Annotated in this window: 8 protein-coding genes; 6 read left to right on the forward strand and 2 right to left on the reverse strand. The window is 73.8% G+C overall.

The genetic code is table 11. The features are described 5' to 3' along the window. Window positions 1-37 precede the first annotated feature (37 nt). Window positions 38-1,645, reverse strand: coding sequence for a benzoylformate decarboxylase (mdlC, locus tag ACIBNE_RS31035; protein ID WP_399277777.1), 1,608 nt, complete (start codon window positions 1,643-1,645; stop codon window positions 38-40). A 172-nt stretch (window positions 1,646-1,817) separates the two neighbouring features. Here mdlC and ACIBNE_RS31040 point away from each other — a divergent pair, with 172 nt between their 5' ends. The 6 genes from ACIBNE_RS31040 (at window position 1,818) to ACIBNE_RS31065 (ending at window position 8,821) form a co-directional block, all read left to right on the forward strand. Beyond that, window positions 1,818-4,472 carry a polysaccharide lyase family 8 super-sandwich domain-containing protein gene (locus ACIBNE_RS31040; protein ID WP_399277436.1) on the forward strand — a complete coding sequence of 885 codons (2,655 nt, stop codon included), beginning with the start codon at window positions 1,818-1,820 and terminating at the stop codon, window positions 4,470-4,472. A gap of 45 nt (window positions 4,473-4,517) precedes the next feature. Then, a complete protein-coding gene (locus ACIBNE_RS31045) occupies window positions 4,518-5,543 on the forward strand; it encodes an HNH endonuclease signature motif containing protein (protein WP_399277438.1) in 1,026 nt (341 codons plus the stop codon). Between the two features lie 159 nt (window positions 5,544-5,702). Next, a complete protein-coding gene (locus ACIBNE_RS31050) occupies window positions 5,703-6,197 on the forward strand; it encodes a DUF2617 family protein (protein ID WP_399277440.1) in 495 nt (164 codons plus the stop codon). Next, window positions 6,194-6,592, forward strand: a complete 399-nt coding sequence (locus ACIBNE_RS31055; protein WP_399277442.1) for a DUF4247 domain-containing protein — start codon at window positions 6,194-6,196, stop codon at window positions 6,590-6,592. The genes ACIBNE_RS31050 and ACIBNE_RS31055 overlap by 4 nt, the downstream gene beginning before the upstream one ends. Window positions 6,593-6,714: 122 nt before the next feature. Beyond that, window positions 6,715-7,155, forward strand: coding sequence for a DUF350 domain-containing protein (locus ACIBNE_RS31060; RefSeq protein WP_399277444.1), 441 nt, complete (start codon window positions 6,715-6,717; stop codon window positions 7,153-7,155). Between the two features lie 7 nt (window positions 7,156-7,162). Next, on the forward strand, window positions 7,163-8,821 hold the full coding sequence (locus ACIBNE_RS31065) for a polyamine aminopropyltransferase (RefSeq protein ID WP_399277446.1): 1,659 nt from the start codon (window positions 7,163-7,165) through the stop codon (window positions 8,819-8,821). An 89-nt stretch (window positions 8,822-8,910) separates the two neighbouring features. On the opposite strand, the gene ACIBNE_RS31070 is transcribed toward ACIBNE_RS31065, so the two are convergent. Continuing rightward, window positions 8,911-11,709, reverse strand: coding sequence for a hypothetical protein (locus ACIBNE_RS31070; RefSeq protein WP_399277448.1), 2,799 nt, complete (start codon window positions 11,707-11,709; stop codon window positions 8,911-8,913). Between the last annotated feature and the right edge of the window lie 31 nt (window positions 11,710-11,740).

Here is an 11,740-nt window from a genome sequence, read left to right on the forward strand (position 1 = left end):
ACGCCCTCATCCCTCATCCCCCGTCGGCCGCCTGCCGCTACCCGCCTTCGCTCCAGCGCCGTACCGGCACCTCGATGAAGTGCGGTCCCGGCGCCGCGAACGCCTTGGCCAGCTCGGCGCGGAGCTCCGCGAGCGAGTCGGGCCGCACGGCGGGCAGCCCGTAGCCCCTGGCGATCGCGCAGTGGTCGATGCCGGGCAGTTCGAGGCCGGGCGCCTCGGGGGTGTCGAGCAGTTCGGAGAACCGCTTGAGCGCCCCGTACTCGTTGTTGCGCATCAGCAGGAAGGTGACCGGGACGCCGTAGTGCGCCGCAGTCCACAGCGCGCTGATCGTGTAGTGCGAGGCCCCGTCGCCGATCAGGGCGACGACCGGGCGCCGCGGCTGCGCCAGTTGGACGCCGATCGCGGCGGGCAGCCCCCAGCCGAGGCAGCCCGAGGCGGGGAAGAAGTAGCTGCCGGGCCTGGTCAGGGAGACGTGCCGCCAGATGGCCTCGATGCCGGACGTCCACTCGGCGACGACGATCGCGTCCTCGGGCTTGGTGTCGCTGACGGCCCGCGCGACGGCCGCCGCGCTGAGCGGCGCGCCGTCCTCCTGCGGCAGGTCGGGCGCGGGCAGGGGCGCGAGGGCAGGCCGGTTCATCGCCGACTCCGGCACCAGGTCGAGGAGTTCGGCGAGGGCGAAGGCGGGGTCGCCGATGACGGCGTGGCCCATGGGCGCGCGGGCCGCCTCGTCCTGGTCGCTGGTGACGGCGTACAGCCGGGTGCCTTCGGGCAGGTAGGGGCCGGGGGAGTTCTCGTGGTAGCGGAAGACGGCCGTGCCGACGGCGAGCACCAGGTCGTGCCCTTCGAGGGTGCGCGAGAGACCGCCGATGCTGGCCGGGAGGACGCCCCTGAAGTGCGGATGGGTGGTCGGGAAGGGGCAGCGGGGCGCGGTGGGCGCGATGTGCACGGGCAGGGCGAGCGCTTCGGAGAGGCGCACGGCGTCGTAGAACCCGCCGCACGCGTCGACGTCGGGGCCGAGGACCAGGACCGGGTTGCGGGCCCGTACGAGGGCGTCCGCGACGACCGCCAGGGCGCCCGGGTCGGGGCGGGTGCGCCCGCTGACCGTGCGCACCGCCAGCGCGGCCTCCAGCTCCGGGTCGGCCCGGTGCTCCCAGTCGTCCACGGGCAGCGAGACGAACGCGGGCCCGCGCGGCGGCAGATCGGCGATGCGCAGCGCCCTGGAGAGCAGCAGCGGGACCTCCTGCGGGCGGCTCGGCTCGCCGCTCCACTTGACGAGCGGCTTGGGCAGCTCGATGGCGTCGACGTCGGTGAGCATCGGGTTGAGCGGGATCATCGAGCGGACCTGCTGTCCCGCCGTGATGAGCAACGGGGTGTGCGCGGCCTGGGCGTTGGTGAGGTTCCCCATGGCGTTGCCGAGCCCGGCGGCCGAGTGCAGGCTGACCATGGCGGGCTTCCCCGAGGCCAGCGCGTAGCCGTCGGCCATGGCGAGCACGGCTCCCTCGTGCAGCCCGAGCACGTACTCCATGCCCTCGGGAAGGGCCTTGATCATGGGGAGTTCGTTGGATCCCGGGTTTCCGAAGATGGTGTGTATGCCCCACTCCTGGAGCAGGCGGTAGGTGGAGCTGCGGATCGTCTCGTCGGCCATGGCCACGGCAGGGGTCCTCCTGATGTCCTCGGGGCGTCGCGGCCCACATGACACCAGAGGGCGGCCTCTTGTCACCGGCCGGGGCGTCTGCTTGACTCCGCCCGCCGCTTCACCGGCGCGTTCACCGGCGCGTCGGCGCGACCGCGTACGGCCACCCGAGGGCGGAGGCCCCATGGAGACCAGCCCGGACACCGGATCGCCCGCAAGCCGCCGCGAGTTGACCCGCAGGCGCCTGATGTCCGCGCTCGCGGCCGCGGGGCTGCTGTCCGCCCTCCCGGCGCTCCCCGCGGGCGCGGCGGACGGCGTGGCGAGCACGAGCGCGGACGGCGCGGAGAGCGCGGGGAGCGCCCGGGAGGACGGCGCCCGGCTCATCGCCAACGCCGTCGCCGTCTTCGCGGGCACCGCCCAGTCCAACGCGCGCCCCGAGACCGCCGCCAAGCTCGCCGCCGTCGAGCGGACCGCGCGCGCGAACCTCAGGTCGATGGACGCGGCGGGCCCGGACGAGCTGTTCGCGGGGCTGGTCCTGGGCACGGACGAGGCCCGGCTGAACACCGCCTACCGGCAGTTGTACGAGATCGCCCTGGCAACCAGAACGCCCTCGGCCGCCCCGTCCGACCTGCACGAGAACCCCGCCGTGCAGCGCAGGGTCGTCGACGGCCTGGGGTGGCTGCACGAGCGGTACTACGGCGACCAGGCCAAGGGGTACTACGGCAACTGGTTCCACTGGGAGATCGGCATCTCCCAGCACATCACCCGCGCCCTCGCCCTGCTGCCGGGACCGGCCGAGGAGCACCGCCCCGGCCTGATCCGCGCGTACACCGCGTCGATGGACGCCTACCTGCGCAACGGCGTGGACGGCGACGTCGATCTGGACTCGCGCTTCCACACCGGGGCCAACCTCGCGGACATCACCGCCAACCGCGTCCTCCAGGGCGCCCTGAACGGCGACGCGGCCCGGATCCGCAAGGCGCTCGCCGACCAGCTGACGGTGTTCGTGACCGTCGACCCGTACCGCCCGAACCACGGAGTCACGGACGGGCACTACGCCGACGGCTCGTTCGTCCAGCACTCCTCGGTCGCCTACACCGGCGCGTACGGCAAGGGGCTGCTCACCCGGGTCGTGCAGAGCCTGAGGACCCTCGAAGGGACCGGCTTCGCGGACGGCCCGGCGCTCGTGCCGACCGTGCTGGGGTGGGTGCGCGGCGGGTTCGCGCCGCTGATCTTCGAGGGCTGGATGATGGAGGCGGTGAAGGGCCGCTCGGTCGCGCGGACCGACTCCGGCTACGGCGACGTCGCGGCGGTCGTCGAGGCCGTGGTCGACCTCTCGGCCCTCGCGTCGGGCGCGGACGCCGAGGCCCTCGCGTCGTACGCGAAGCACCTGGTCTCGGCCTCGCCGGTGCCCCCGGACACCGCGCGCTTCGTCTCCCCGGTGAGCGTCGCGCGCCTCGCCGAAATCGTCGCGGACCCGGCCGTGCGCCCCGCCGACCTCAACCCGGCACGGCTCAGCACGGCGTTCAACGCGATGGACAGGACCGTGCACCGCAGGCCCGGGTACGCCTTCGCGCTGGCCCGCAGCTCGGCGCGGATCAGCAGGTACGAGTACATGAACGGCGAGAACCTGATGCCGTGGTTCCAGGGCGAGGGCGCGCACTGCCTGTACCTCTCGGGCGAGGACCAGCGGCAGGCGTACGGCGCCGAGCACTACGCCACGGTCCCGCCGTACGGCCTGGCGGGCGTCACCGCCCCCGTGGAAGCGCGGCGCACGGTCCCCGAGCTGTACGGCAAGCCGTACTACGACAACCCCGGCCACCCGCTGCGCTTCACGGCGTCGTCCGAGTCCCAGAACACCTACGTCTACTTCCCGCGCGGCACCCACCCGCACTCGGGCGGCACCGTGCTCGGCCCGTACGGCACGGCCGCGATGGTGCACTCCCCCGACGTCCCGTACCGCGACCGGCACGTGCTGCCCGACGACTTCGTGGTGTACCTCAACGCGCGGGCGACGAAGTCCTGGTACCTCTTCGACGACGAGATCGTGGTGCTCGCCGCGGGGATCGGCGACGCGGCGGGCCGGGCCGTGACGACGACGGCCGACGCCAGGACGGCCGCGCCCGGCGACGCGGTCACGGTCACCGGCGGCACCCGCGACGGCCGCCCGTGGCCGGGCCCCGGCACCGGCTCCGCCGCGGCGCCGCTCGACTGGCTCCGCTGCGCGAACGCCACCCGCGCGACGTCCGTCGGCTACGTCTTCCTGCGCACTCCCCCGGTCCGCGTCTCCCTCTCCGACGTCACCGCGAGCCTGCGCACGATCCGCACGGCGAACCCGGACACCCCGGTCACCCGCAAGGTGCTCTCCGTCACCTTCGACCACGCTCCGGCCGCCCCGCCCGCCGCCCTGGCCTACGCCCTGCTCCCCCACGCCACCGAGAGCGCGCTGCGCTCCTACCGCCGCAAGGGCCCGCTGCGGATCCTGTCCCTCACCCACCGCCTCCAGGCCCTCGCTCACACCGGCCTCGGCCTGACGGCCCTGAACAGCTTCTCGCCCGGCCCGCACGACCTCCCGGCCTCGCCCGGAGCTCCGGCCCTACGGGTGGACGGCCCGGCTTCCGTACTCGTGCGCCGCACCCACCGCGACACGTTCACCGTCGCCGTCAGCGACCCCACCACCGAACGCGACACGGTCGCCCTCCTCCTGCGCGGCCGCCACCTGCACCCGGTATCGACGGACGACGCCGTCAAGGTGACCCGCACCCCCCGCGGAACACTCCTCGAAACCACCACGCACCACGCGTACGGCCGCGGCTTCACGGCGACACTGCGCGGCTGACGCGCACCGGACCCGCCCCTCGCCCCATCGATTACTGTTCGATTCATGGCGCTCACCGACACCACCGCCGATGCGGTCCTCCGGGCCGCCGAGGAGTACGACGCTCCCGGCCGGACGGCCCTCTCCCCCGGCACGGCGCCGCTCTCCCCCGACGGTCTGGTGAAGAAGGTCGAGGCCCTGCGGGTCGCGCACGCGGCCGACGGTCCCCGGCTCTACCAGCCGATCGCCCTCCTCTGGGCCGCGGGCCGGGCCCTGCGCGGCGAGCCGCGGGTGACGGACTGGCGGACCACGGACACCGAAGTCGGCGACCTGCTGGTGCGGTACGGAATGCGCGGGGAGCAGCGTCGGCCCTACTACCCGGTGCTGGCCCTCTTCCACGCGGGACTGTGGACCCTGCCAGGCCAGACCGGCGAGGTCCCCCGGGCGCACGGCGGCACGAAGCCGCTCAGGTGGACGGAGGAGAGGCAGCCGGACAACGGTCTCGACCCGTCGGTGTACACGCTGCTGCGCACCTCGGGCGAGGCCAGGGGAGCGTTCGTCGCGGCCGTCGTCGACCGCTTCTTCGCGGACCTCGACGAGGTGCCGCTGCTCACGGCGGTCGGCCTGTTCGACGAGACCGTGGCCGACGACGCCCCCGGCGACGAGGACGGCGAAGGACCCGCACCGCTGTCCGACGAGGAGGCCGCCGTGGCGCGCGCCGCCGCCTACGACCGCTTCTGCCGTCTCGTCGAGGACCGGGAGGAGGCCGACCGGGGCAAGCGCCGGCCGTCGGCCTCGGGCGATCCGATCCGCTCGGCATGGGCGCGCAGGGCCGTGCTCGATCGCAGCCTGGGCAGGTGCGAGAACCCCGGGTGCGCGGGCCAGCCCGACGACCGCACGGACAGGGGCCTGCCGCTCCTCGAAGTCGACCACGTCACGGAACTCGGCCGCGGCGGGCGTGATCACCCGAGCCAGATGGTCGCGCTCTGCCCCAACTGCCACGCGATCAAGACGCGGGGAAGGACCCGGCACACCCTGGCCGACGTGCTCCGCGCGGTGGCCATGGAGCGGCACCGCGCCCTGCGCGGCTAGAAACCTCCGTTCCCGACACGCTCCCGATCCCGCCCCCGTCCCGCCCCCGCTCCCGCTCCCGCTCCCCCCGAATATGGCCGGAGTTTTACTTGTGCCATACTCAGCGCGCTCGTCGCACGTTCCGTCAGTCGGGGGACCATCGTTGAATCGCAAGTGGACATGAGCGGCATAGCGCTCACGACCCCCTATCTCGACACCGGCGCCGAGCAGCTCTCGTTCGCACTCGGGCGTCCCGCGCGCGAGGCGCTCGCCGTGCGGGACGTGTCGGTCGGCGGACTCGACGTCCAACTGCGGCTCCTCGGCGCCTCGCACCAGGTGTTCGCCGGTCCCGTGCGGGAGACCGTGGCCTGTCTGCCCGGCGTCGAGGACGGGCTGCCCGAGGCGGTCGCCCAGGAGTTCGCCGACTGGACCTACCGCTTCGACGCCCGCGTCCGGCACTGCGCCGAAGCCGAGTTCGCCGAGCACGTCGCGGAGGTGCGGCGGCGGGCGGACGCACATCCCAGGGCGCTCTACGGGATCTTTCCCGGCTCGCCCGACGCGCTCACCGCGCTGACGGTCGACCCGCTCGGCGCCGGGATCCGCTGGCGCACCTGGCACACCTACCCGCAGAGCCGCCAGATCGTGGCGACGCGCACCCGGCTGGAGGCCCGATGAAGAACGCCCGACGCATCAGTCTGATGCTCCTCGCCACGGCGATGCTGGCCGCGTGCTCCAGCGACAAGGGCGACAACAACGTGCCGACCAGCTGGATCCGCAAGGAGTACGGCGGCAGCGGCATCGGGTACGTCGACACCAGCGACTCCACGTCCGAGGTGGCCAAGGAGATCAACGGCCACTCCAAGGCGAAGGACCGCACCAGCAGCTCCGGCATGGAGTTCCTGCGCTACAAGGACGACATGGTCGCCATCTCCCCGCACCAGAGCGGCAGCAAGATCGAGATCGACGACTACCGGACCGGCTACCACCGCTGGCGGACGTACGTCCACCAGGCGTGGCCCGACCCGGACAGCAGCGGCTTCCGCGGCGGCGGCCCGGGAACCGGCAAGTAGCCGGGCCCACCACAAGACCCCGGCACACGGCCCCGGCGCACGGTCCGGCGGCCGACCCGCGCACCCGCACCTCCCTCCCAGCCCCTCCCCGCGTTCCGGACCAGTCAGCGAAAGGCACCCCGGTGGCAGACATCTTCGAATCGGCAGGCAACGCCCTGCTCTACGGCCTGGTCGGCTTCGTCGTGATGGCGGTCGGCTTCATCGCGCTCGACCTGGTCACCCCCGGCAAGCTCGTGCACGTCGTGTGGACCGAGCGCAACCGCGGCGCCGCGATCCTCCTCGCGGGCCAGACCGTCGCCATCGGCCTCGTCATCGACCAGTCCATCAGGGCCAGCGAGTCCGAACAGGGCCTGGGCGACGGCCTGTTCAGCACGCTGGTGTACGGCCTGTCGGGCGTCGCCGTGATGACGTTCATCGCGATCGTCGTCGGTCTGCTGACCCCCGGCCGCCTCGGCCACGCCGTCCTGGACGACTCGGCCGACGGCCGTCCCCACCCCGCCGCCTGGGTGCAGGCCGCCATGTACATCGGCACGGCCTTCATGGTCGGCGCCGCCGTATCCTGACCACCGCATGAGCACCACCACGACACCGAGCGAGACCGCCGGCGCCCCCGACGCCGCCACCGGAGCCGCCGGGGACGCCGGAGACGCAGCCGGTTCCGCGCCCCCGGCCGCCGCCGGGCCCGGGTACTCCCGCGGGGCGCGCTTCCTCCTCCTCTTCGCGGTCTTCATCTGCGCCGCCTGCGGCCTGGTCTACGAGCTGGCGCTGACCGCGCTGGGCAGCTACCTCATCGGCAACACCGTGATGCAGACCTCCGTGGTCATCTCCGTCATGGTCTTCGCGATGGGCATCGGCTCGCTCGCCGCCAAACCGCTGCAACGCCGTGCCGTCGGCGCCTTCGCCCTCGTCGAGGGGCTGCTGGCGCTCGTCGGCGGCCTCTCGGTGCTCGTGCTGTACGTGGCGTTCGCCTGGCTGCGGATCTACATGCCAGCCATGGTGGTGGTCACCTTCGCCGTCGGGCTGCTCATCGGGGCGGAGATACCGCTGCTGATGACGCTGCTCCAGCGGATCAGGCGCCAGGAGGCGGGCAGCGCGGTCGCCGACATGTTCGCCGCCGACTACGTCGGCGCGCTGATCGGCGGCCTCTGCTTCCCGCTGCTGCTCCTGCCCGCCTTCGGCCAGCTCAAGGGCGCGCTGGTGGTGGGGGCCGTCAATGCGGTGGCCGGGGTCCTCGTCGTCCTGTGGATCTTCCGCAAACAGACGCGCAGGGCCGTGCGGCTCGGCCTGCTCGGCGGCATGGCCTGCGTGCTCGCGGTGCTCGGCACGGTGTACGTGCTCGCGGACGACATAGAGGTCACCGCGCGCCAGCAGCTCTACCGGGACCCCATCGTGCACGCCGAGACCACCCCGTACCAGGACATAGTCGTCACCCGGTCGACCGCGTTCAACGGGAAGCCCGACACCCGGCTCTTCCTCAACGGGGACCTGCAGTTCTCCTCCGTCGACGAGTACCGCTACCACGAGGCGCTGGTCCACCCCGCCCTGTCGGGCAAGCGCTCGTCGGTGCTGGTCCTCGGCGGCGGCGACGCCCTCGCGCTGCGCGAGGTGCTGCGCTACGACGACGTGGAGAAGGCCACGCTGGTCGACCTCGACCCGGCGATGACCAGGCTCGCCCGCACCTTCGGCCCGCTGCGCGAGCTGAACGGGAACGCCCTGGCCGACCCCCGGGTCACCACCGTGAACGCCGACGCGTTCAACTGGCTGCGGGACGCGACCGAGCGGTACGACACCGTCGTCATCGACTTCCCCGACCCGGACACGGCGGCCCTGGCCAAGCTGTACAGCGTGGAGTTCTACCATCTGCTGGGCCGCGTCCTGAACCCCGGCAGCCAGGTCGTCGTGCAGGCCGGTTCGCCGTTCTTCGCCCCCAAGTCGTACTGGTCCATAGCCGAGACCATCTCCGAGGCAGGCTACGCGACGACCGCGTACCAGGTGGACGTGCCGAGCTTCGGCAACTGGGGCTACGTCCTGGCCACCGCGGGCTCCGGAGGACCGCCGCCCCGGCTGCACCTGGCCGCGAAGGCGCCGAAGCTGCGCTTCCTGGACGACTCCGTACTGGCCGCCGCCACGGTCTTCCCGCTGGACCGCCGTCCGGCGGACGTGCGGGCGAGCACCCTCATGGATCCGGCGGTGCTGGAATACAGCGTCCACGAGTGGCAGAACTACTGACGGCACGCCCGGCGGGAGCCTGACGACGGGCCCAGCGGGGCCCGTGGGCCCCACGGCCACTACCGGGCTCTACCGGGCTCTACCGGGCTCTACCGGGCCAAAGTTCCTTCCTGCTCACCGGGTGGTCCCGGCGGCAGGACCGGTGCGAGCTGCTCGGTCCGCAGCTTCGCCAGCCGCCGCAGCACCTCGACCGCCTCGTCGGTGCGCTCCAGCGCGGCCAGCACCCTGGCCTGGATGTCCACCGACTCCGCCAGCCCCGGGGGCAGCTCCCCCTGGAGCCCAACGAACCGCCACAGCAGCCCGGTGGCCTCCCGGGCCGCGGCGAGCGAGCCCGGCAGGTCGCGCCGCTGCGCGAACCCCAGCCAGGCGATGGTGTTCAGCAGCCCGGCCAGCGGAACGATCTCCGGTTCCCCGCCCCGCTCCGCGCGCCCGCGCCGCAGTTCGAGCGCCTCGTCCCACACCGGGCCCGCCCGCCCGTGCTCGTTCGTCCGGGTCAGTTCGAGCCCCAGCTTCTCCAACGACGCGATCAGGCCCGGCTGGTGCGCCGGGTCGTCGGCCGCGGTCCTGCGGCGCACCGTCACCGACTCCGTCAGCGCGTGGCACGCCTCCGTGCGGCGGCCCAACGTCAGCAGCCGCTCGGCGTGCTGGGAGAGCGCGACCGCCAACTCCTCCTGGTAGCCCGCCGGGTTGATCCCGACCAGTCTGCGCAGCAGTTCCACCGCTTCGCCCGCAGCCGTGCCGGACTCCTCGTGCCGCGAGACGTGCGCCGTACGGCTGCTGAGGTTCAACAGGGCGCGGGCCAGGGTCGGTTCGAAGGCGTGCGGGTCCACGGCTGCCAGGCCGCGCTGGATCTCCACGGCCTCCTCGGCCGCGTCGCACGCCGCGACCCTGCTGCCCTCGTGCGCGAGGCAGATCGCGAGGTTGGCGAGCGCCGCCGCGAGGGTCGCCCAGTGCGCCGTCCCGGCAGGGTCCCCGACGGGTCCGCGGGCGAGGCCGCGGGCCCTGTCCGCCGCCTCGCGCGCGGTGACCAGCGCGCTGCGCCACTGGCCCGTCGCCGCCAAGTCGGCGGCGTAGTTGGAGAGCGCGAGGGCGAGCGAGTCGTCGTAGCGGTGCGGGTGGGCCAGGGCGAGGCCGCGCAGGAGGTGCACGGCCTGCCCGGTGGCGGCCAGCGCCTCCGCCGGCTCGTCCTGCTTGGCGTGGTAGACCCCGACGTCGGCCATGACGGCCGCGAACGACGGCTCGCGCACGGCGCCCGGGTCGACGGCCGTGCCCTGGCCGATCGCCACGGCCCGCTGCCCGGAGCGCAGCGCCTCCTCGGTCAGCCCCGCGTGGTACTGCCGTTGGGCCAGGTCGTTCAGGAGCCTCGCCTGGCCCGCCAGGTCGGGGGTGCGCTGGAGGCGGTGGCCGATGAGGCGCTGGGCGAGGGCCGCGGCGCCCGGGGCGAGGTCGGCGTGGCGGCCGGGCGGCAGGTACGCCTCGACGGCTTCGAGCACGGCCGGGTCGATGCCGTCCATCTCGCTGAGCGCGGCGAGCGTCGCGCCGCCGGCGGCGACGCCCAGCCTCGGCTGCCCGGACAGCAGGACCTCCAGCTGCGACTCCCGTACGTGCGGCCAGCGCGCGGCCGCCGCGACGAGCGTCGCCATGACCCGGCGCTCGCAGCTCAGCGGCGTGCCGTCGAGCAGTCGGCCCGGCGCGTCCAGGGACCACGGGTCGGGCTCGAAGCCGTCGGTGCCGTGGCCCGCCGCGCTCAGAGCCAGGAAGTCCTCGGCGAGCCGGTCGGGGTAGAGGGGTTCGAGCACGGTGGCGCCGCCGGGCGACGGGTACGACAGGGCGTGGTCCTTGAGCACCTGGTCGGTGTGCTCGGTGGTGCCGACGCCGATGCGGGTCAGCGCGCGGACGGCCTCGCTGTGGCCGAGCGCGCCGGTCAGCGCCGCGGCGTAGACGGCCTGCCCGAAGGCGCCGGGCGTGATGCGGACGCGGCCGTTGCGGTGCAGGGTCTCCCAGTGGGCGCGCTCGCGCGAGAGCAGGTAGGCGGAGACCGCGGCTGCGCCCTCGGGGACCGGCGTGCCGCGCCGGTGGGCGTCGACGGCGGCGAGTGCCGCCATGTGGACGGCGAGTACCTGGCGGTACTCCGGGTCGTCGGCGAGCCGGTCGGGCGGGGTGACGGCCGCGACGTCGGCGACGTCGAGGGTGGCGGCGAAGCAGTCGCGGGCGGTGCGGAAGAGCGCGTCGGGCGTGGCGTCGGCGTCGTCGGAGAGGCCGGGGAGCGGCAGGTCGAGGACGGGGATGTCGAAGTCCCCGAGGCGTTTGACGAGGTGCTGCCACCAGGTGCCCCGGGGCCGGGCGACGAGCAGCACGCGGATCCGGCCGCCCTGTCTGACGGCGTCCAGGAGGAGTTCCATCAGGTCGTCGGTTGGCCAGCGCTCGGCGTAGTCGGCGACCATGAGCACGCCCGGCGTCCCGGTCGCCGGTTCCGTTTCGGGCCGTACGGGGAAGGGCACGGCGTCGGAGGCGTGCCGGGCCTGGAGCACGGACCAGCCCGCCGCCCCGCTGAGGCGCGCGAACTGCGCGGCGAGCCGGGACTTGCCCTGTCCGCCGGGGCCGTGCAGCAGCAGCACCGACACCCGGTCCAGCTCGTCGCGCCAGCCCGTGAGACGGCTCAGCTCCTCGCGGCGGCCGGTGAAGTCGACCAGGGCGTAGCGCGCGTCGAGCAGCCGGGCGGGCTGTTCGCGCACGTACGCGGCCGGGATGGCGGGGCGCTCAGCGGGGAACGCCTCCACGCCGTAGAGCGGCCGCCGTTCGGCCAGGTGGAGATGGTGGATCTCCTGCGCCTGCACCACGGACCCGTGGATCGTCGCGCCTTCGATCCATTGCCGATGCACCGTCACCGCGGCCCCTGTTGTCCCGCCCGCGTCAGTC

This window comes from Streptomyces sp. NPDC050504 (assembly GCF_044458065.1).
Lineage (GTDB): Bacteria > Actinomycetota > Actinomycetes > Streptomycetales > Streptomycetaceae > Streptomyces.